The organism is Terriglobus sp. ADX1 (assembly GCF_036877645.1).
Classification (GTDB): Bacteria; Acidobacteriota; Terriglobia; order Terriglobales; family Acidobacteriaceae; genus Terriglobus.
Genome location: NZ_JAEDXV010000024.1, coordinates 51,349 through 71,345 on the forward strand (window position 1 = coordinate 51,349; position 19,997 = coordinate 71,345).

Genomic DNA, 19,997 nt, shown 5'->3' on the forward strand with positions numbered 1-19,997 from the left:
GCGGCTTACTTTCCAGCAAGCGCGCCTTCGCGCAGCCGCCCGATGCGTCCCTTTGGCCCTACAACAAATGGCAGCGACAGTGCATTCCAGTTGCGATCCGCATCCGCAGAATCACCAGCCTTCGCATCCGGCAGCAATGGTTTCCAGTTGCGGCCATCGTCTGTCGAGATGTCGGTTCCCGTAGGCCCCGTTGCAATCCACGTTGTTGTTGCAGCGTCATACGCCACCGTGCTGCGATAGCCACGCGGCATCGTCTCCGCGGGTTGCCATCCCATGCCACCATTCACGCTGAACGCAGCGGTGTGTGTTGCCAGTTCCGGGTGCATGTAATCGCCGCCAACTGCGACCATCGCCTTGCCGTTGGCGGCGATAGCAAAGATGCCGGACGACGAACCGGCTCCGCCCACATCTGTCAACATTCTGCGAAACCCTACATGCGTCGCGCAGGCATTGGGATCGTTGTACTGCACAGGATCGGGGCAGCGATCCTGCTCACCGCGATACAGCAAACCGCCGCCACCGCCGAAGACGGGCCCTGCCACGCCCATTGCAAGAGACTGGTTGCTCGCCGCGAACGCTCCGCCCTTTTCTGTCTCCGGTTGAATGGGCACGGGAACCTTCGCCCACGACTGGCCTCCGTCACGCGTTACCGCCACATAGAAGCCGCCCTTGACCGGATCGCCCAGCAGCCATCCCTCTCCATGTCGTGGGACGTACAACGCGTCAAAGAACCCACCCGGAGCATCCGGATTGGTGAAGACCAGCTTCCACGTGCTGCATCCATCCGTGGTGCGATAAAGGCGGCTGGCGTCGCCTGCACCGGCACTCATCACTATGGCCGTCTGCCCGTCAAAAGCCTGCACCGCGCGGAAATCGAGTTTCTCTGCACCTTCCGGTACAGCGCACTTCTGCCATGTTCCGCCGCCGTCCAGCGTCCGCAAAACCGTGCCGGAAGTGCCACTGGCCCAAGCCACCCGGCTATCCACATTGGCCACACCGCGCAGACTGACGGACGACGGGTTCTTTTGCAGGACAAACTGCGCGGGCGCTGTAACAGTAAGCAAAAGCAGTGGGATAAGGGAGCGCATGGTGCCTCTGAGTGTACCGGGCTTACCGCGCATCCGGGCACCTATGTCAATGGCTGTTGCGGAAGATTCTCAACAAAGGCTTTCCCTCCTGTGGGAAATGCGGTAACATAAGCGATGTTGTCCGCAGTGCGCCGCCCTAGCGTTGCGCGTTCGTGCTGGCAGGGTGCTTGCATTAGGCTCGCCGGACAGGACAAAACACTTTTCAAGCTCAGCGCTGCTGCTTTTCTCCCCTGACGGAGAGCTCTGCACGCTTAGCGCAGGAGACGTAACAGCATGCCGAAGCGCACTTTTCAGCCGAACCGCCGCCGCCGCGCCAAGACGCACGGCTTCCTCACCCGCATGAAGACCAAGGCCGGACAGACCGTCCTCAGCCGTCGTCGTGCCAAGGGCCGTCATAAGATTGCCGTCTCCGCCGGCTTCCGCGACTAGTTTCCTGTCGCATTCCGTTTCTGCAAGGGGCGCGCCAGTCGCGCCCCTTCGCGTTGCAGGCAATGACCCTTCCCATCCCCAAACCGAAGATCTCGTTTGCTGAGCTGCGCCTGCGGAAACACGCGGACTACCAGCGTGCCTACGCCGCATCCCGCAAGCAGCACTCCCGCGAGATGACGTGGTTCTGCGCCCGCCGCGACACCATGCCGGAACGCCGCCTGCATCCCTCCGAACTGCTATATGGTGAGCCGCACACCGGCCCTCGCATTGGCCTGACCGTCGGCAAAGTCATGGGCAAGGCGCATGACCGCAATCGCATCAAGCGCCGCATGCGCGCCGCCGTCGCTATGCACGCAGCGTTGTTGGCCGATCTGCCCATAGACGTGATTCTGCATCCGCGCCGAACGGTCCTCCTGCTGGAATGGGACAAGCTCCAGCGCGAAGTAGCCAACGTTTTCCGTGCAGTACGCAAGCAGTACACCGCACAACCAGAGCGATAATCCAGTCAGCGGCATGCTTGCCGCGCCTCCGTTCCATGAACATTGCGCTCGCAGCACTCCGCGTGTACCGCCGCTTGCTCTCGCCCATGCTGCACAGCACCGGCATCAGCGGATGTCGCTACACGCCCACCTGCTCAGAGTATGCAGAGGTGGCCATCGCCCGCTTTGGCCCCTGGCGCGGTTCGTGGCTCGCCCTGCGGCGTATCGCGCGCTGCCATCCTTTCAGCAAGGGTGGCCTGGACAACGTACCGCTGAGGTGATGTCATTCTCGGCGAGTCAAGCCGCACAGATACGATGGCTGTAGAAGTAACCGATGGATATGACAGTGGATACCAGATCCTCCTTGCTCACCGTGCGCCCTCTCGTCATCGAGGACGCAGAGGCCGTAAGCTCTCTCAGCACGCAACTCGGCTATCCCTGTGACGCTGCTACGATGCGTAAAAGAATCCATCAACTCACGCAGTCACCCGACCGCATCGCTTTCGTAGCGGTTCTGGAAGACGTCGTTGTGGGATGGGCGGACGCAAGCATTGAACGACATCTGCAGTCCCCAGACGTAGTGGAGCTGGGCGGCCTGGTCGTGAAAGAGGGCCATCGCGGATTGGGTATCGGTCGACGGTTGTGCGAAGCAGTGGAGCAGTGGGCTGTGCGCCAGGAAATACCGCGGGTGCGCGTGCGTTCTCAAATCAAACGGCAGGATGCACATCGCTTTTATCTGCGCGATGGCTATGAACATGTAAAGACCTCTGAGGTCTTTGAGAAGAGGTTGGATTAATCATCGTGGAAGCCTGCCGAAAGATCGACCTCACGACCTGGCCGCGCACGGCCCTGTTCCACTTCTTTCACAGTTTCAGCGAACCATTCCACGGCGTCTGCATCCGGATGGACTGCACGGAAGCCTTCGCCTATGCCAAGGCAAAAAACCTGTCCATCTTCCTCACGCAGGTCCACTGCGCTCTCACAGCAGCGCAACACGTGCAGAACTTCCGCACACGCATCCTGGACGGAGAGCCGTGGGAGTTCGAGCGGATCAACGCCGGTTGCGCCATTGGCCGCCCGAACGGCACCATCGGTTTTGCCCACTATCCGTATCACGACGACCTGCATGAATTCGTGCGCGTGGGTTCGCTCGCCATAGAGCAAAGCCGGATCAGCAACGACCTGGAGCGTCCGCCAGCACAGAATCTCATCCGCTTCTCCTCGCTGCCGTGGCTGGACTTCACATCGATATCCCATGCCCGCAACTACGGGGCGGATGACTCCGCACCTCGCATCACCTTCGGCAAAATCACGGACAACGAAGACCGCAAAACTCTACCCGTGTCCATCCACGTACACCACGGACTGGTAGATGGATCGCATGTTGGTGAGTTCGTAGACCTGTTGCAACTGCGCTTCAACTCTTTTGGAGCAGCTTAAAAAACAAAAATTCTGAACCGCACGGAAAATCAATCGCATCCTAACAGTGCCGAAAAACGCGGAGCCGGCTTGGTAAGCCCGGTTCGCTGCAGCGCACCCGCGTTGCAGTAATGTCACCCCTGGGAGAAAACGGGGAAGGGACCCACGGCGACAAACAGCAGTGCACGCATGCACTTGCTTTTCTGTCGCATGTGTCCCAGTAACGCTTCTTCGGATCCATGCGACAACCCACCCCTAAACGGAGGTTTCGCACGATGCACACTCTCAATCACGCCAACCTGACCACGTATGACGTTCCCGCTCTGCAGGCGTTTCTGGAACGCATCTTCGGCTTGCGCACGCTGGAAACACGCGCCGGGAAATTTGCCATTCTGCAGGATGGGAAGGGCTTTCTGCTGGCGTTGATGTTCGACAAGAACATGACACCAGAGCAGGGATATCCCGGCTTCTTTCACGTGGGTTTTCTGCAGGACACACCTCGTGCAGTGGACGAGCGACATGCCGCAATCGCGCAGTCAGGCTTCACCGCACCGGAACCCACCATACTGCAACGCGGCGGTCCACCCACCTATGGCTTCTACGTCAATGCTCCCGGCGGAGTCACTGTGGAGGTAAGCACCATGAACCTGAGCAATGCAATCTAGAGTCGGCGAACGCAGAACGGGTGAGCAGAGTATGTCTGCTCACCCGTTTTGTTCTGCGGATTGCGTTACTGCTTGCCTGCGTCCTGAACTGCTGTGGGATACAGGTTCTTCAGCGGTGCGTTGCGGTCCGCGTCCTCTTCAGGATGCGGGTACGGCTTACGCGGCATCATCGCCTCGCGCTCGCTGGTGTTGTAGAGGAAGATGGCTTCCACAACGGCGGCCTGCTTCAGGTCGTCTTCGTGGATGCGCTCCACCGTGTCCATGTTGGAGTGGTGGCTGCGCGTCTCGTAATCCATGTCGTCCTGGATGAACTGGAAGCCGGGCAGGCCGAGCGAGTCAAATGACAGGTGATCCGTTCCACCGGTGTTGCGGTTGGTGATGGTGGTAACGCCCAGATCCTTCAGCGGTGCGATCCACTGCGCAAAGATGGGGCCAATGGCAAAGTTCTGCTGCGTGTACACGCCGCGCACCTTGCCGGTGCCGTTGTCCAGGTTGTAGTAGGCGTCCAGCGTCTCCCACTCCTTGGTGGTCTTCAGCGGTCCTCGGCGAGCGTTGCGTCCGCCCATTCCGAGAGCAGCCATCATCGCAGCATCCGATCCCGGTGCAGGCCCACCCGGAGCCGGCAGGATTTCGCCAAAGTGCTGCTTCACGTAGCCGCGCGAACCATACAGGCCCTGCTCCTCACCGCTCCACAGAGCAATGCGGATGGTGCGGCGCGGCTTGATGTTCAGCGCCTTCAGGATGCGAACAGCTTCCATCGCAACAACCGAACCCGCAGCGTTATCCGTGGCGCCCGTGCCGGAGATCCAGCTATCCAGGTGGCCGCCAACCATCACGACCTGTTCCTTCAGCTTGGGATCGGTACCAGCGATTTCAGCAACGGTGTTGAAGCCATGCTCGTGATCGCCAGTGAACTCCGTCTGAATGTTCACTTCCATCTGCACCGGAACGTGGTGCTGCAGCAAGCGGAAGATGCGACCGTAGTTCTCAACCGTGGTCACAGCGTTCGGAATGGTGACAGCCGTTTCCTTGACCTGTGCGCCACGAACCAGGTTCGCGCCGTTGTCGTCAAAGATAATGCCGGTACCGCCGCCCTTGCCTCCATCACGCGACGGAGTAATGATGGCGGCAACGCCTTCTTCCGTCATCATCTTCAATGCAGCACCGCGAAGCTGCGCCAGACGCGCACGGTCTGCCAGTGCCTGCTGGATGTTCACGCCACCACGTCCACGCGGTGTCTCCGGGCCTTCCATCTCCTTCAGCTCAGCATCGGTATAACGCGAGAAGAGAGGCTCCGTCAGATCAACGATCGCGTGCGGCGCGCCCAGCAGAACAATCTTGCCTGCCAGCTTGCCCTTGTACTTCGCCAGATCAGCCTGGGTGTTGAACTCCACCAGCACAGCATCGGCAGTCACAGAGCCCTTGGTTGCAGGCGACCACGGCGTTGCCTGAATCCATACCGGCTCGGTGTCCGGCGCAATCATGCGGGCCCAGCTGTTGATCTGCTTCCAGCCCATGCCAAACTCGCCCCAGTCTTCCAGGTGCGCATTGACGAGACCAGCATCGGTGAGACGATCACGCGTCCACTCGTTTGCTTTCTTCATGTTGGGCGAACCGGTAAGGCGCGGACCAATACCGTCGGACAGGCCTTCCATGTACTCCATCACATGCGAGTGCAGCAGACCTTCGTTGCGAATCTGCGCATAGATGCCCAGGTCAATGTTCTCTGTCGCGGGCTGCGCGCCGTAGTAGCTGGCCGTCTTCTTCTCTTCCGCGGCGGGTGCGGCAGATTTGTTCTTCTGCGCAAAAGCTGCAGGCATGGACGAAACAGCAACAGTGGACAGCAGCGTGGCGGTACAGATGCCGCGACGCAGTGCTGAAAAGGTACGGGACATAAAGGTGGAGCCTCCAAAACAGGGTGAAAACAATTTGTCGTGAAAAAGGTGCTATTACACGGTATCAGCGGTGCCTTTTCGAGGGGTATTCGTAATACGAACCAGCTATGCTGGCGGACGCACGCCCCCTGCTCAAAAATGTGTGGCGAATTTTCTGCTGAGGTCCTTGTGATGCGTTCCGCTCTCCGGCTGCTTTTTCTTGTCCTGCTCACTACATCCGTGCCCTTCCTGCGGGCTCAAACCGCTTCTGTAGGAACACCAATTCGCGTAGCCATCGTGGGTCTGGTACACGGTCATGTTGGCGGCACACTGAGCAACCTTGCACGCCACGCAAACCCGAACGTTCAGCTCGTTGCCATCGAAGAGCCGAACACAGCACTCACGAAGAAATACGTGGACAGCCTTCATCTGGAATCGATCCCGACATATACCGATCTGGAGACGATGCTGAACAAGGAAAAACTGGATGCGGTGATGATCTACACACCAAACAAAGATCATCCCAGGGTGGCGATTGCGGCCGCGAAACATCACGTAAGCAGCATCATGGAAAAGCCGATGGCCATCTCCGTACCCGAAGCGCTGGCCATGCGCAAGGCTGCGCAGCAGTACAACGTGCACATCCTGACCAACTACGACACCAGCTATTTCCCCAGCAACAATGCGGCGATCGCATTGGCACAGGAAGGCAAGCTGGGAACGCTGCACAAGATGGTGTTTTATGCAGGACATGCCGGTCCGGTCGCGCTGCATACGGGACCGGAGTTTGTGGCATGGCTCACAGACCCGGAGCAAAACGGCGCTGGTGCGCTCTATGATTTCGGCTGCTATGGCGCGGATCTCGTCACGTTTCTGCTGAAAGGCAAGCTGCCCATCAGCGTAACGGCCGTTGCCCAGACCGATGATTCGAAGGACTATCCCAAGACGGACGACGATGCGACCATCATCATCCGCTACCCCACATTCCAGGCTGTTCTGCTGCCTAGCTGGCAATGGCCTTTCAATTCCACGCGCAAGGATTTGGAACTGTTCGGTGAAGAGGGCCAGGCGAAAACCGTCGGCACGAAGGATCTCTCCGTGCAGTTGAAGGGAGAGAAGACGGCAACGCAATCTCCTGCACCGGCAGTCGATGCCAAACGCGATAACGAGTGGGACTACCTTGTTGCCGTACTACGCAATCAGGTGGACGACCACTGGCTGCCTGGCTCGCTCGACACAAACATGGTTGCCGTGCAGATCATGGACGCCGCACGCGAAAGCGTGAAGAGCGGCAAGACCGTGACGCTGAAGCCTTTGCCATAAACACATCCGACTCCCCAGATAAAGAGGCGCGGGCATCGCGCCTCTTTTTTGTTTTGTCGCTTCTTCGTCATGACGATCTGGCTGTCGCCGGACTAACATTCTCTCGTCTCCGATTCTGCCAAACCTGCGTTCTGAAAGGTCTATCTATGTTTCGCTTCGTGCGTCTTGCGTGTGTGCTGGCTGCTCTATTCTTGTTGCTCCCTGCTGTTCAGGGGCAACAGGCGGGTACGCCCATCCGGGTCGCCATCGTGGGGCTGACTCACGGCCACGTGAAGGGCTTTCTACACAACCTGCCAACCAGCCAGAGCGCGAAGCTCGTCGCGATTGTCGAACCCAATGCGGCTCTCGCAAAGCAATACCGCGATCAGTACAAGCTGGACCCCGCACTCTTCTACACCGACGAAGAGGCCATGATTGAGAAGACGCATCCCGATGCAGTGCTGGGCTATGGCACGATCCTGGAGCATCGCAAGGTGATTGAAATTGCCGCGAAGCACCACGTAAACAGCATGGTGGAAAAGCCGCTGACCACCACCGTGGAAGACGCGTTGGCCATCCGCGAGGCCGCACGCAAGTACAACGTACAGGTGCTGGTGAACTACGAAACCACCTGGTACAACAGCAACGCAGAGGCGCTGAAGGAGATCAAGGACGGCAAGCTGGGAACCGTGCGCAAGGTGTTGGTGCGCGATGGCCACGAAGGCCCGAAGGAGATTGGAGTAGGTCCGGAGTGGCTGCCGTGGATCACTGATCCCAAGCAGAACGGCGCAGGCGCATTGTTTGATTTCGGCTGCTACGGCGCTGATCTTGCCATTGTCATCAACAACGGCGCAACGCCGCAATCAGTGACCGCCTTCGCTCAAACACATAAACCAGACATCTACACGCGCACCGAAGACGATGCCACCGTGATCGTTGCCTATCCCGGTATGCAAGCCATCCTGATGCCAAGCTGGGACTGGAGCTTTGCCGTGAAGAACATGGAAGTCTACGGCAACGGCGGCACCATGTTCACCGTGGGACCAGGCAACATCATCTCGCGCTACAAGGGCCAGAAGGTGGAATCCGCCATCTATCCCGCACCGAGTCTTCCGCAGAACCAAAGCAATTCACTCGACTATCTTGCCGCCGTACTGCATCACCAGATCGACCCGAAGGGCGACCTGTCGTCGCTGGAAACAAACATGGTTGTTGTGCAGATTCTGGATGCAGCCCGCACGTCCATCAAGGAAGGCAAGACGATCGAGCTGAAGCCGTTGCCGCAGTAACCAATCAATGGAAATAAATGACGCAGCGCTTGCGGTAAATCCCGAAGGCGCTGCGTTCGTGTTTTGGATACCTTCCGCAGTAAGCTAATCGGCGAGGGTTTTGCGATGAAAGCGCTGTTGCTGGAAGAGTATTCAAAGCTGCAGGTAAAAGACGTTCCCGAGCCAACCGTTGGACCGGATGAAGTACTGATTCGTGTGGGTGCATGCGGCATCTGCGGCAGCGATGTGCACGGTTACGACGGCAGCAGCGGACGCCGCATTCCTCCCATCATCATGGGCCATGAAGCCGCAGGTGTGATCGAGAAGGTTGGCACTGATGTATCGGAGTGGAAGCCCGGCGATCGCGTCACCTTTGACTCCACCGTCTACTGCGGCAAGTGCGATTACTGCCTGCGCGGCGAGGTGAATCTCTGCAACAACCGCCAGGTCGTCGGCGTGTCATGCAACGAGTTTCGTCGCCATGGTGCGTTCGCCGAATACGTAAGCGTACCTGCGCGCATTCTTTATCGCCTGCCTGAAGACTTCCCCATGGAAGAAGCGGCAATGCTGGAAGCCGTTTCCATCGCGCTGCATGGCGTGAACGTGACGAAGATGAAGGGCGGCGAATCCGCACTCGTCATCGGTGCAGGCATGATCGGTCTGCTCACCGCACAGGCTGCACGCGCCAAGGGATGCAGGTCCGTGATGATTGCAGACGTCGATGCCGCGCGCTTGAAGATGGCGGAAGAAGTGGGCATTCCCGACACGCTGCACATGAGTGGCAAAGAGCTGATCGACGAAGTATTGAAGCGCACTGGTGGCGAAGGTGTTGACGTCGTGCTAGAAGCAGTGGGTCGCGGCGAAACTGTCGTTGCATCCATCGAATGTGTACGCCGCGGAGGCACAGTCACACTCATCGGCAACATTCAGCCGGAAGTGCCGCTGCCCTTGCAGCGTGTCGTCACACGCGAAGTCCGACTGCAGGGATCATGCGCCTCCGCTGGAGAATATCCGGAAGCAATCCGTCTGATGGCAAACGGCGCAATTACAGTGAAGCCGCTCATCTCCGCCGTTTCGTCACTCGAAGATGCTGCGAATTACTTTGATCGGCTGCACGCACGTGAAGCAGGATTACTCAAGGTCGTGGTGGCTCCAAACGAATAGGTGGAATGCGCAGGTCCATAAATCCTGTCAAGCCCCTAAACCACTCAACCCCAACAAACCAAACGAAATAGAGTTGGCATGCTATTTCCACCAGATCACTAAAATAGAAATAGCGAACGGACCGCTGACTAGCTGACCTGCTCACTCGCTGCTCCTAACCCCTTTAGAAAGACGATTTTGCCTCTAACGTCAATAGATAGACGATTTTACAACCACTAAATCCGTAAACCTTTTAGAAAGACGATTTTGCAAAACAGGGGGGAGGGGGTACCCCCGCCCGGTACTTGCAGGCGAGAGAGAAAAGATGGCAGAAAACTTGTTTGATCTAACCGGTCAGGTAGCCGTTGTGACTGGCGCATCCCGAGGTTTAGGACAGTACTTCTCACGCGCTCTCGGTCGTGCAGGAGCGAAGCTGATCGTCACGTCGCGCAAGGCCGGCGATTGCGATGCATTCATCGCAGAGCTTGCGGCGATGAACATCGAAGCAAAGGCACTCGTGCTTGATGTGCGCGATGAAGCCAGCATCAAGGCCTTTGCGGAAGCTGCGCCACAGCAGTTTGGAAAAGTGGACATCCTTGTGAACAACGCGGGCATGAACATCCGCAAGCGCGCACTGGAAGTCACATGGGATGACTGGAACGCGATCCTCGATACCAATCTGCGTGGTGCGTTCTTTGTGGCACAGGGCGTTGCGCGACACATGATCACACAGGGTTACGGTCGCATCATCAACGTAGGTTCTGTGACCAGTGTGCGTGGCTCTGCCGGACTTGGTCCGTATGGCGCAAGCCGTGGCGGCATCAAGCAACTCACCATGTCGCTCGCGGATGATTGGGGTGAACACGGCATCACTGTCAACGTCCTTGCGCCGGGTTGGTTCAAGACCAATCAGAACAAGGCAATGTATGAGGACGAGGGCTGGGTCGAATATCTCGTCGAACGCATCCCAATGAAGCGCCCCGGCGCGCCAAACGATCTGGATGGAGCGGTTGTCTTCCTTGCCAGCGAAGCGTCGCGCTATGTCACCGGACAGACAATCCTGATTGACGGCGGCATTTCTGTAGGCGCAACACGCGCGCTGGTGAAGAAGTAAGAAGGTTTGCTCGATCAATGCAACGTCCGCAAGAGTGAACCTTGCGGACGTTCCTAGTTTTGCAGAGCTTCGCGCACATCAATGGGTTCAATGCGTCCCAACAGCACGAAGTATGACGCAATTCCTATGACGATATAAATCGCAGGAATAGCGAAGGCCAACGTGTAGCTGTGAGTTGCACCCACGGTATAGCCCGTGACGATAGGCGCAAGAATAGCGGAGATTTGGTTCGCAAAGTTAACGATCCCGCCCACCTTGCCGGTGCTGGTATTGGGCACCAGCAGCGATGGAAGACTCCAGATAACCGGCGATGCTGCGGACAATCCACCAATGGACAGCGTGATGCACACCAGGGCTGCGGTTACAGTATGCGCAAAGGCCGCGCCAAGAATCCCCAGGCCGCAGATGGTTCCACCAATCAACACCGTGCGCCGTACCGTGCTGGCGTTGTAGCCGTTCCGGATAAGCACATCGACTAACACGCCACCGATGAGGAATCCGCATGCTGCGGCCACCAGCCATGGCACCCCCGTGTACAGGAAAGACTGTTGCAGGGTGACGTGTTGTGTCTGCGCAAGATACGTTGGCAGCCACGTGATCAGAAGGTAGAAGACGTAGTTATACGAACCGGACCCAATCGCCAGACCGATGATCTTCTTCTGGCGCAGCAACTGCCCAAGCGGAATAGGAGGCGCGATGATCTGCGCGGCATCGCCGCCGGGAATACGCGATGGTGTGCGTATGACGTTGCGCATGGAGAAGCGGCCCGGCTCACGATAGAGCAGAGCGAACACCGCCATGTATGCGAACGACAGAACTGCAGTAAAGCCGAAGGACCAACGCCAGCCAACTTCCAGCAGCAGCAATCCCAGCAGAGGAACACCAATGGCATTCGCCAGCTTTGCCGATCCATCAAACAGTGCGGTTGCGAGGGAGCGTTCATGCGCAGGGAACCACGCTCCCACAGCCTTTGCATTAGCAGGGAATGTTGGGGCTTCACCAATACCCAACAACAGCCGTGCGGCGAAGAAGAATATGATTCCCGGCGCGAACGCTGCGGCGAGAGATGCGATGCCCCAGATCAGTACCGACCATAGGGTGACTTTGCGGACGCCGAAGAGGTCGAGGACTACGCCTGTGGGGAGCTGGCAGGCGGCATAGGTCCAGGAATAGGCTGCGGAGAGTTGGCCGAAGACCTGCGGTGTAATGCCGAAGCTGTCTACCAGTGCGTCGTGCGAGACGGACAGGTTGACGCGGTCGAAGTAGTTGACCAGCACGCCGACGCCAAGGAGCACGCCGATGGTCCAGCGGTAGCGTTCCGCGGGCGCGTAAGTGTCTGCGTAGAAGGTTTCGCCAGCCATGGGGTGAGGCCAGTGTAAGTTATCGGGGGGTGTGCGCCGAACGGCGGATGCGGGAGACTAGTGCCGAGGTGAGGAAGACGCTGGCGATCACGAGGACGGTGAGGCCCAGCGGCACGCCCACCCAGCGGTAGGCGATGGAGAAGTCCGGCTTGTGGCCGAACATGGTCATCACCAGCATGGACATGATGGCGAGGAACGTACCCGCGAAGAAGGCCACAGCGCCGCTGGCCAGCGACAGCAGAATCGTCTGGAAGACGGTGAAGTCGCCTACGGGCGCGCCCAGGAAACGGGGGCCGGTGTAGCCGGGTGCAATCTGTGGGCGGGATGCGGATGTATCTGCCATGTGAATTAGGGCTGCCTCAGCCATTAGAATACCGCTTGGAATGGCTGAGGCTCTGATAACCGATCTACTGACACCGGAAGAGGCCACGCAACAGGCGCAGGCAACAACCGCACCGAATGGCCTGCAGTACGCCACGCTGGGGCGGCTTGATCTGCCGTCGCTGACGGCGGAGGAGATTGCGCGTCTGGTGGGAACGGTTCCAACTGGTCTCAGCAATGGGCTGAACGCCTTTCGGTATGTCTTTGTACCGTTGGCGCTGAGCGGCGCTCGGCTGGAGGGCGGCGACACCGCACCCTTTCCTCTGGTTGACCGCACACTGATTGCGCCTGCATACAGCCCGGCGCTGGTCGATCGCGCTATCTGCCACCGCAATGCTCAGGTGGACGGCAAGGAAGTGGTCTTCCTGAGCAGCCGTCTCCATAATGACCGCTTTGCGCTGGCATTCGAGTTCTTCATCAACATTGCCCATAACTTCACGGACACGATTGGTGTTCCGCCGACCTTCAACGAACTGCTTTGGAAGCAGGTGATCGCGAATGTGCGCGGGGAAACGTCCATTGACGCGTGGGAGGACCGGGCGGCGGCACTGGGTGTCTCCGTGGCGGAGATGGATGCGCGTGCTCGCGGGTCTGCACCGCGCGGCACCGTGGATGAGAAGGCGCGCACCAACTACTATGCCGCGGCCTTTGCCGACTCGCTGGCGATCTACCTGCTGAGCGTATTCATGGACTTTGACTACAGCGACCTGCGTGAGCGCGAGTATCCGCTGCTGGCTGCCCCGGCGCTGGCGGAACGGCTGCGCACCATCAGCAAGCTCTTCCCACCGAACGATGGCTACCAGTTCCAGATCCTGTATCGGCGGCGCGGCTAGACGATGATTGCTCACCTGCGCGGACGTTTGCTCTCCAAGTCGCCCAACGCTGTCATTGTTGACTGCGGTGGTGTTGGCTATGACGTGGCCATCAGTGTGACCACGTTTACCTCACTGCCGGATGAAGGCGCTGAGGTATCGCTGCACATCAACACGCAGGTGCGTGAGGATGCGATTGCGCTGTTCGGCTTTACCGACCGCGACGAGAAGCGGCTGTTTGAGCGGCTGATCACTGTCAGCGGCATTGGGCCGAAGCTGGGGATTACCGTACTCAGCGGGCTTTCCGCGGATCGTCTTGTGGCGGCGATTCGTGGTGGTGACAGCGCGCTGCTGGTGAAGATTCCGGGCATTGGCAAGAAGACTGCCGAACGCGTGGTGCTGGAACTGAAGGACAAGCTGGACGATCTGCAGGCCGCTTCGCCGGCGCAGGCAAGTGGCGGTTTCCAAGGTGGACCTGTGGTGGATGACGTGCTGTCTGCGCTGGTGAACCTGGGCTACAAGCGCGATAGCGCGCAGCGCGCCGTGGAGACGGCGATTGCAAAACATGAAAGCTCAGAACTGACGATTCGGACGGACTTTGATGTTCTATTCCGGTACAGTATGCAGGCCATCCGGTAAGGGGTACCCCCTCCCCCTGTTTTTCTAAAATCTTCTTTCTATTGGGGTTATGGCGCTGGTGCCGCTAAAATCGTCTGCCCATTAGAGTTAGAGGCAAAATCGTCTTTCTAAAGGCTTTAGCAGTTGGCCTTTCGCTCTTAGCTTTCCCTTGTTTCTATTTTCTATTCTAGAGAGTTTGGGGAAATAGCATGCCAACTCTATTTCTTTTGATTTGTTTGGGTTGGGTGGATTTAGGGCTTGACAGCACTTCGTGCGGTTCTCGGCGCCTTCGGCGTGTGCCAGCCATGAGCTTCTGTGGACGCGCGGAGTTGAAGTTATGCTCCTGTTTGTTTCTGTGACCGCGCGGTTGTCGTGATCCGTGTTTCACGGCAGGGCTGAAGTCCGCTTCCAAAGAAGAGCCGAAACAGAACGCCAGAGCACTCTGACGTTCTGCTGGGCGATGTCGTTTCTATTGCACCGACAACGTGAAACTGGTGTTCGCGGTGACCGAGGCACTCGCTGCACTGACCGCAGTAACCCTGACTGTGTAAGTGCCTGCGTGGCTCGACGAAGTTGTGCCAGTGGAAGTGGAAGTAGAACTCGATCCGCCTCCGCTGCATCCTCCCAGCCCGACAGCAAGCGCGGTGACAGCAAAGAAAAGAAGAAGGCGAGACGAGAGAATGCGACGGCGTAAACCCATGAAGCTGAATACGCCCGCCGCCATAATTGCCAGAGCAACTCGCGAACTGCCCGTGGAACCCAGAACGCGCGCGATGCTCCCAGCAGAGCCATTCGACCCTATGCTCCTGCTGGATGCTGTTGAACAGGGGTTAGAGGTCGGGGTAATGGTGAGCGTTGCGGATGCAGTTGCATTTGCTGATGGATTGATGGGACCGGAGATTCGATAGCAGCCAGCAAAAGTTGCTCCACTCGAGGCGGTAACGGCTAAACCGCTAATTGTTACAGGGCCGGTGTAGCCATTGAGGGAGGTCACGGTGAGAGTGATCTGTCCGGAACTCCCGTAGGCAACGCTCAGGGATGAGGGTGAGCTCGCGATGCCGATGCCTCCTAGAACAGGTGTGACGGCGGAGATGGTGGCCGAGCCGGTGGCCGGAGAATAGACAGGATCGCCACTGTAGGTCGCGATGACTGTGTGCGCTCCACCGGTTGTGAATGTGTATGAAATTGTGGCAGTACTTGAAGGTTGAGTCTGGCTGCTATCAGCCGTCAACGTCACGGCCGAACCCACAGTTACTCCGTCCACGCTGAACATAATTGTTCCAGTGGGGGTGAGGTTGGTGCCGCTCACGGTCGCGGTCAGGCTGGTTGCAACCCCAATTGCCGGAGTTAAAGTTGCAGCTCCGACATAAACCGCCGGCTGGGTCAGAACGGACGTAATGTTAATCGTCACTGTTGTCGTAGTTGGAGCGTACGTCGCATCGCCGGAATAGCTCGCAGACAGTGCGTGTACTCCGCTCACGGTGAATCCGCTATAGACATAGTTGACAGCGGGAATCAGGTCGCCAAGCGTAATCGGAGAGCTGATTGGCTTACCGTCGAGGCTGAAGGTCACCGTTCCAGTGGGTGTTACGCCACCAAACAATCGGTTGGCATCCTGATTCCCGACATTCGCTGAGAGTCGAACGATGGCGTTGGTGGTGATAGCGTTTGGCACGGTCAAAAACACCGGGGCAGTCAGCTTACCCGTGCCAACGGTGAACGCTGTGCTGCTGCTTGAACCGCTGAATGTTGCGTCGCCGGAGTACGTGGCCGTCACAGTATGAGCGCCCGTGGAAGCGAAACCTGCAAAGGTGTAGCTTGCGCCGGCGGAGGTCAATGCGACTGGTGATCCCACTGGGGTTCCGTCAACACTGAAGAGGATCGTGCCAGTGGCACCTACGGATCCGACCTGTGCGGTGAGAGTGACCGGCGTATTCACTGCCAGGGCAGCCGTAGGGACGGTAATCGTTACAGAGGAGGGTGTCTTTCCTGTTCTGGCAACCACTGTGGTCGAGCCTGTTGATCCAGCGTAGGCTGCGTCGCCAGAATAAGCCGCTGAAACCGTATGCGAGGCAGTGTCGTAAAAGCCAGCAGAGGAATAGGTGGCTGTGCCGACAGAAAGAGGTATTGCCGAACCTACCACGGTGCCGTCAACACTGAACACTACTGACCCAGTTGGCGTTCCGGTGCTTCCGGTGACCTTCGCGGTAAAAGTAATTGGAGTAGATACGGCAGGGTTTGGGTCGGACAAAGTAACCGTTACGGTCGAAGCCAGCCGCGAAGGATTCAGGCCGACCTGAAGGGTTGGTACGGATACCGATCCCAAGCCGGTCACTTGGTCGTAACCAGCAACCGCACTGTATCCCATAATGCCATTCGTGCCTGCCACGGTTGAGGAACAGCCTTTGGTTCCTCCCGCACAGGGGACGATGTTGTCGCCGTTGACGATGTCGTGGAAGGGGGTACCCGAACCTCCGGCTGCCAGCGTGTAAAGGCTTGGGTTGATATTCCCCAACGCACCGCCCCCGTTAGCCTGCTCAATGATTGCCAAAATAGCCGCGAAGTTGGGTGCTGAAGCCGATGTGCCGCCGTAGACGCCACCGTCGTTGGTCTGGAATGTCTGTGAGGTGGTTGAGCAGGGGAAATCGGCTGTACAAGTCAGATAGCCATTCACATAGGCGCTGGCAGGTAAGGAGACGTCAGGGACATCGCGATGAGAATCCGCCGGCACACCCCGTCCGACCTGCCACGAGGGTTTTGGGAAGAGGCTACTGGCGCCTCCGCCGCTTGCAGAGATTCCGCCGCCGTTCTTTACGCTGACAACGGTGTCGTTCCATGCGATCTCGGGGATATAACCGATCGCTGAGCCGCCGTAGCTATTGTTTGCAGTTGACCAGTACGTACTGGTGTCGCCACTTAATTGCGTTCCGCCGACCGCCGTCGCATATGCGGAAGAGGCTGGATACGAGACACTCAATCCACCGGTCGCCAGCGTCACGTCGTGCGAGACTTCACAAGAGGACGCTCCTGTATCGCCTGATGAGGCGAAGAATGTTTGTCCCTGTGCGTTTGCCTGTTTGAGCAACGGTTCAACAACAGTGTTGCTATACGAGGCGAACTGCGGTTCGCAACCACCGTAGCTGAGTGTCAAAATCGGAGCAACGTTATTGGTGACTGCATATGCCAACGCGTCGAACACCCCGTTGTTCGCGCAGCTATCAGTGTTCGGCAAGGTTGTCGGTGACGTCGTTGTACCGCAGCCCGTATAGACAAAGAGTACTGTCGCTCCTGGCGCGCTCCCGCTTACATACTCCAGGTCAAGCTCAGACTCACCCTCGTCGCCGCTGATGAGGTTCGACGATCCAGTATTCGGCACCAGCATCATCGTGGGCAGCTTCACTGTCTGGCCTGTCTTCTGCTGAAAATATGTCAACTGCGTTGACGACACAGCCGACTGGCCCAGAACGCCTATCTTGATGCCTGTGGCATCGAAGCCCGAAGAGATGAGTGTGTTCGTGCCAAAAATCTGCCGCACATCCCAAGGAACCATGTAGTGGGATATGCCTGATGACGTCGTATACAGTGGCGCTGCCTGACTAGCGGGCAGGGGCAAACGCTTCGCTAAGGGTGCTGACAAGTGGAAGCTACTAAGACCACTGACGCCACCGATGACGTCGGCTAGTGCTGCCGGAATCTGAATTTCGCTGCCGTTTTCGAAGAAGCTTTGTTCGCCGCGCTTATAGCGCTGCATGGTGGTGCCGAATGCAATTTCGACCGCTGAGGCGGTGCCCGTGAACATGATCCGGTTCCGGCTCGGCGCAACCGAGTCCACCGTGAAGCCCCGCGCCTGAAGCCAGTCCTCCAGGACGGCGAGGTCGTCGTCGCCAAGGCCGAATCGCGTCCCATATTGCTGTGGGGTTAGCCACTGGTGAAAGCTGACTGACGCCGGGTTCTGCTGGTCCGCCAATAGCTGATCCAGTGCTACGCTCTGTGCCGCAGTCGGCTTCAGCATGAGAGCCATACCCGTCAACTGCGTTTCGCCTGAGAGATGTCCCAATAGGGTGGAACTGGCGACACGTCCCGAGAGACTCTCAGCAAGGGGGACACGCGCAGCGGAAGCAGATGGCGCTACTGAGAGTCGGCGAGCTGTTGTCTGAGCGTGGACAGAGGAAAAAGCAAATGTGGTGGAGATCGCAGTAACAGCGAGCAGGCGCAAGGTGACGTGGAGGCAGAGAAGCTTCTTGAACAAAGGAAACCTTTCGGCAGTGCGTATTCATGCCAAGATCAGCTTGAACGCATAGTTCTGCCTGGAGTGTTGATTCCAAATTAGATACAGATAATACGTTTTAGAATACGGCAGAAAGTGGCGACGAAGGCTGATTCCGGGATGGAGCGTCATGCAGCGCGCTACTCGCCAGTCAGGTTTCCTCGTTGAACGCTATCCCTCGGCGGGATAGGAGCTTCTAGCGGCGTTTGCGCTTGCTTTCGATGGTGGGCCAGTAGGCGAAGGGCTTTTCGTAGAGGTCGCCGGTGAGGTCGGTGACTACCGAGCTTAGGCGCGCTTGCGCGTCGCTGATGGCCTGGTTGTATACGAGTGGGCCGATCTCCTGGAGGATGTAGTCGAGCAGCATGCCTGCGGGCAGGTCGCCGATGGGCTCGGGCAAGTTCTCTTCGAAGTAACGCTGGAGGGATGCGATGGCGTCGGCGCGGGTTTGGCGTGGGAGTTCGATGGGCATGGCTTCGCTTTCCAGTGGAATCGTAGTTCGATGAAACGAATGCAGGTCCTTCGGCTTCGCTCAGGATGACGGTCTTCGACCGTATGAGCTTCGCGAAGCGAAGCTGGTTGGGTTTGTGGCTGGAAGAGTTGTGAACGCATTGCTACGGGAAGATGTGTTGGGATTCTTCGCTGCGCTCAGAATGACGGCGCTTTAATTTGCTTGGGTTCCTCGGACGCCTATGGCCGTTGGAGCTTCGCGGTTCGTGCTGTGGGTTTGCGTTATGCCAGACCGGCGCGTTGCTGATGGTCGGAGATGGCGGCGTTTATTTCCAGCGCTAGCGCGAGGGCGTTGCGGCCGTCGTGGCCGGTGACGCGAGGTTCCTGGCGGGTGCGGATGGCGTTGAGGAAGTCTTCGATTTCGAGACGGAGGGGTTCGCCGGGTTCTGTGGGGATTTTGCGTAACGATAAGCCTGCCGACGGATGAGGCTGTGCCGGAATGGCGGCGCTGGAGGCTTCGGACGACAGGCCGCTTTGGGCGGCCAGGTCGCGGGCGATGGGTTCGTCGGAAAAGCTCTGTGCGGCAGCGGCTTGTTGCGCGGTTCGCAGGGAAGCCAAGTGGGCTTCTATTTCTTCTGCGGTGTGCGATTCGTCGCGACCGGTGGATGCGGCGAAGAGCGCCTGCATCTGCGCGGGGGTGAGGGAGGCTGCTGCCGTGACGTCGATCATGAGCAGGTCCTGGCGCGCGAAGTCGAGTGAGAGGTATTGGTGCGGCTGGAAGAAGCGCAGCTTGCGGACGCGCTCGGTGGAGATGCGCGAGGCGGTGAAGTTGGCGACGGCTCCGCTTTCAAACTCGACGCGGACGTTGGCGATGTCAGTCTTCCTGGATAAGACAGGCAGGCCTACGGCGCGGACTTCGCGGACGGGGGAATCGGCGAGGGTGAGCACGATGTCGAGGTCGTGGATCATGAGGTCGAGCACCACGTCGACGTCGAGTGAGCGCGGCGTAAAGATGCTGAGCCGGTGCGACTCAAAGAACATGGGCTGGTGGACTAGCGAGGTTGCTGCCGTAACCGCCGGGTTGAAGCGTTCGAGGTGGCCCACCTGCACGATGCAGCCATGTTCGCGTGCGGCGGCGAGGATGCTATCCGCTTCTGCGAGCGATGATGCGATGGGCTTTTCAATAAGCACGTCAATGCCGGCCTCAAGCAGCGCGATGGCGGCGGAGGCGTGGTGGACAGTGGGCGTGCAGACGCTGGCGGCGGCGATGCCAAGGCCTGCGGCGAGCAGATCGTCGACCGAGGCGAAGACGGGGATGCCGTATTCGGCG

The 19,997-nt window shown here is 58.5% G+C and carries 19 protein-coding genes; 12 read left to right on the top strand and 7 right to left on the bottom strand.

Annotated features, from left to right (window positions below):
- Positions 1 to 5 precede the first annotated feature (5 nt).
- Positions 6 to 1,088 (bottom strand): WD40/YVTN/BNR-like repeat-containing protein, encoded by a 1,083-nt coding sequence (locus JAO32_RS15095; RefSeq protein ID WP_334241855.1) that lies wholly within the window; start codon positions 1,086 to 1,088, stop codon positions 6 to 8.
- Between the two features lie 273 nt (positions 1,089 to 1,361).
- Between JAO32_RS15095 and rpmH the strand changes: the two genes are divergently transcribed.
- The 6 genes from rpmH to JAO32_RS15125 all read left to right on the top strand — a co-directional run bounded on the left by rpmH (position 1,362) and on the right by JAO32_RS15125 (position 4,080).
- Positions 1,362 to 1,517, top strand: a complete 156-nt coding sequence (rpmH, locus tag JAO32_RS15100; protein ID WP_083346381.1) for a 50S ribosomal protein L34 — start codon at positions 1,362 to 1,364, stop codon at positions 1,515 to 1,517.
- A gap of 62 nt (positions 1,518 to 1,579) precedes the next feature.
- Positions 1,580 to 2,017 carry a ribonuclease P protein component gene (gene rnpA, locus JAO32_RS15105; protein WP_334241859.1) on the top strand — a complete coding sequence of 146 codons (438 nt, stop codon included), beginning with the start codon at positions 1,580 to 1,582 and terminating at the stop codon, positions 2,015 to 2,017.
- Between the two features lie 17 nt (positions 2,018 to 2,034).
- Positions 2,035 to 2,277: a membrane protein insertion efficiency factor YidD gene (gene yidD, locus JAO32_RS15110; protein WP_443082603.1), complete on the top strand. Its 243-nt coding sequence runs from the start codon at positions 2,035 to 2,037 to the stop codon at positions 2,275 to 2,277.
- A 65-nt stretch (positions 2,278 to 2,342) separates the two neighbouring features.
- The gene (locus JAO32_RS15115) at positions 2,343 to 2,792 is read left to right on the top strand and encodes a GNAT family N-acetyltransferase (RefSeq protein WP_334241861.1); all 450 of its coding nucleotides are present in this window, start codon (positions 2,343 to 2,345) and stop codon (positions 2,790 to 2,792) included.
- Between the two features lie 5 nt (positions 2,793 to 2,797).
- Positions 2,798 to 3,436: a CatA-like O-acetyltransferase gene (locus JAO32_RS15120; RefSeq protein ID WP_334241863.1), complete on the top strand. Its 639-nt coding sequence runs from the start codon at positions 2,798 to 2,800 to the stop codon at positions 3,434 to 3,436.
- Positions 3,437 to 3,690: 254 nt separating this feature from the next.
- Positions 3,691 to 4,080 (top strand): VOC family protein, encoded by a 390-nt coding sequence (locus tag JAO32_RS15125; RefSeq protein ID WP_334241865.1) that lies wholly within the window; start codon positions 3,691 to 3,693, stop codon positions 4,078 to 4,080.
- A 65-nt stretch (positions 4,081 to 4,145) separates the two neighbouring features.
- On the opposite strand, the gene JAO32_RS15130 is transcribed toward JAO32_RS15125, so the two are convergent.
- Entirely contained in the window at positions 4,146 to 5,975 is a 1,830-nt protein-coding gene (locus JAO32_RS15130) for a M20/M25/M40 family metallo-hydrolase (protein ID WP_334241867.1), read from the bottom strand.
- Positions 5,976 to 6,146: 171 nt separating this feature from the next.
- Between JAO32_RS15130 and JAO32_RS15135 the strand changes: the two genes are divergently transcribed.
- The 4 genes from JAO32_RS15135 (at position 6,147) to JAO32_RS15150 (ending at position 10,781) form a co-directional block, all read left to right on the top strand.
- Entirely contained in the window at positions 6,147 to 7,277 is a 1,131-nt protein-coding gene (locus JAO32_RS15135; protein WP_334241869.1) for a Gfo/Idh/MocA family protein, read from the top strand.
- A 146-nt stretch (positions 7,278 to 7,423) separates the two neighbouring features.
- A complete protein-coding gene (locus JAO32_RS15140) occupies positions 7,424 to 8,545 on the top strand; it encodes a Gfo/Idh/MocA family protein (RefSeq protein ID WP_334241872.1) in 1,122 nt (373 codons plus the stop codon).
- Positions 8,546 to 8,650: 105 nt separating this feature from the next.
- On the top strand, positions 8,651 to 9,688 hold the full coding sequence (locus JAO32_RS15145; RefSeq protein WP_334241874.1) for a galactitol-1-phosphate 5-dehydrogenase: 1,038 nt from the start codon (positions 8,651 to 8,653) through the stop codon (positions 9,686 to 9,688).
- A 304-nt stretch (positions 9,689 to 9,992) separates the two neighbouring features.
- On the top strand, positions 9,993 to 10,781 hold the full coding sequence (locus JAO32_RS15150) for an SDR family NAD(P)-dependent oxidoreductase (RefSeq protein ID WP_334241877.1): 789 nt from the start codon (positions 9,993 to 9,995) through the stop codon (positions 10,779 to 10,781).
- A gap of 53 nt (positions 10,782 to 10,834) precedes the next feature.
- Here JAO32_RS15150 and JAO32_RS15155 read toward each other — a convergent pair whose 3' ends face one another.
- Both JAO32_RS15155 and JAO32_RS15160 read right to left on the bottom strand, forming a co-directional pair.
- A complete protein-coding gene (locus tag JAO32_RS15155; protein WP_334241878.1) occupies positions 10,835 to 12,142 on the bottom strand; it encodes an MFS transporter in 1,308 nt (435 codons plus the stop codon).
- A 19-nt stretch (positions 12,143 to 12,161) separates the two neighbouring features.
- Positions 12,162 to 12,485 (bottom strand): hypothetical protein, encoded by a 324-nt coding sequence (locus tag JAO32_RS15160; RefSeq protein ID WP_334241880.1) that lies wholly within the window; start codon positions 12,483 to 12,485, stop codon positions 12,162 to 12,164.
- Positions 12,486 to 12,525: 40 nt separating this feature from the next.
- Here JAO32_RS15160 and JAO32_RS15165 point away from each other — a divergent pair, with 40 nt between their 5' ends.
- A complete protein-coding gene (locus tag JAO32_RS15165; protein WP_334241882.1) occupies positions 12,526 to 13,356 on the top strand; it encodes a hypothetical protein in 831 nt (276 codons plus the stop codon).
- A 3-nt stretch (positions 13,357 to 13,359) separates the two neighbouring features.
- The gene (ruvA, locus tag JAO32_RS15170) at positions 13,360 to 13,974 is read left to right on the top strand and encodes a Holliday junction branch migration protein RuvA (RefSeq protein ID WP_334241884.1); all 615 of its coding nucleotides are present in this window, start codon (positions 13,360 to 13,362) and stop codon (positions 13,972 to 13,974) included.
- Positions 13,975 to 14,422: 448 nt separating this feature from the next.
- Here ruvA and JAO32_RS15175 read toward each other — a convergent pair whose 3' ends face one another.
- From JAO32_RS15175 to JAO32_RS15185, 3 genes are all read right to left on the bottom strand, one after another.
- The gene (locus JAO32_RS15175) at positions 14,423 to 18,202 is read right to left on the bottom strand and encodes an Ig-like domain repeat protein (protein WP_334241886.1); all 3,780 of its coding nucleotides are present in this window, start codon (positions 18,200 to 18,202) and stop codon (positions 14,423 to 14,425) included.
- A gap of 214 nt (positions 18,203 to 18,416) precedes the next feature.
- Positions 18,417 to 18,689 (bottom strand): DUF2164 domain-containing protein, encoded by a 273-nt coding sequence (locus JAO32_RS15180; RefSeq protein ID WP_334241888.1) that lies wholly within the window; start codon positions 18,687 to 18,689, stop codon positions 18,417 to 18,419.
- 260 nt (positions 18,690 to 18,949) lie between these two features.
- Positions 18,950 to 19,997 (bottom strand): Gfo/Idh/MocA family protein (locus JAO32_RS15185; RefSeq protein ID WP_334241890.1); only part of this gene is annotated, 1,048 nt, incomplete at its 5' end.

What these genes read in the sequence shown, in the direction of transcription:
- JAO32_RS15095 (WP_334241855.1), bottom strand. Translation starts at nt 1,088, where the DNA reads ATGCGCTCCCTTATCCCACTGCTTTTGCTTACTGTTACAGCGCCCGCG.
- rpmH (WP_083346381.1), top strand. Translation starts at nt 1,362, where the DNA reads ATGCCGAAGCGCACTTTTCAGCCGAACCGCCGCCGCCGCGCCAAGACG.
- rnpA (WP_334241859.1), top strand. Translation starts at nt 1,580, where the DNA reads ATGACCCTTCCCATCCCCAAACCGAAGATCTCGTTTGCTGAGCTGCGC.
- JAO32_RS15125 (WP_334241865.1), top strand. Translation starts at nt 3,691, where the DNA reads ATGCACACTCTCAATCACGCCAACCTGACCACGTATGACGTTCCCGCT.
- JAO32_RS15130 (WP_334241867.1), bottom strand. Translation starts at nt 5,975, where the DNA reads ATGTCCCGTACCTTTTCAGCACTGCGTCGCGGCATCTGTACCGCCACG.
- JAO32_RS15135 (WP_334241869.1), top strand. Translation starts at nt 6,147, where the DNA reads ATGCGTTCCGCTCTCCGGCTGCTTTTTCTTGTCCTGCTCACTACATCC.
- JAO32_RS15140 (WP_334241872.1), top strand. Translation starts at nt 7,424, where the DNA reads ATGTTTCGCTTCGTGCGTCTTGCGTGTGTGCTGGCTGCTCTATTCTTG.
- JAO32_RS15145 (WP_334241874.1), top strand. Translation starts at nt 8,651, where the DNA reads ATGAAAGCGCTGTTGCTGGAAGAGTATTCAAAGCTGCAGGTAAAAGAC.
- JAO32_RS15150 (WP_334241877.1), top strand. Translation starts at nt 9,993, where the DNA reads ATGGCAGAAAACTTGTTTGATCTAACCGGTCAGGTAGCCGTTGTGACT.
- JAO32_RS15155 (WP_334241878.1), bottom strand. Translation starts at nt 12,142, where the DNA reads ATGGCTGGCGAAACCTTCTACGCAGACACTTACGCGCCCGCGGAACGC.
- JAO32_RS15160 (WP_334241880.1), bottom strand. Translation starts at nt 12,485, where the DNA reads ATGGCAGATACATCCGCATCCCGCCCACAGATTGCACCCGGCTACACC.
- JAO32_RS15165 (WP_334241882.1), top strand. Translation starts at nt 12,526, where the DNA reads ATGGCTGAGGCTCTGATAACCGATCTACTGACACCGGAAGAGGCCACG.
- ruvA (WP_334241884.1), top strand. Translation starts at nt 13,360, where the DNA reads ATGATTGCTCACCTGCGCGGACGTTTGCTCTCCAAGTCGCCCAACGCT.
- JAO32_RS15180 (WP_334241888.1), bottom strand. Translation starts at nt 18,689, where the DNA reads ATGCCCATCGAACTCCCACGCCAAACCCGCGCCGACGCCATCGCATCC.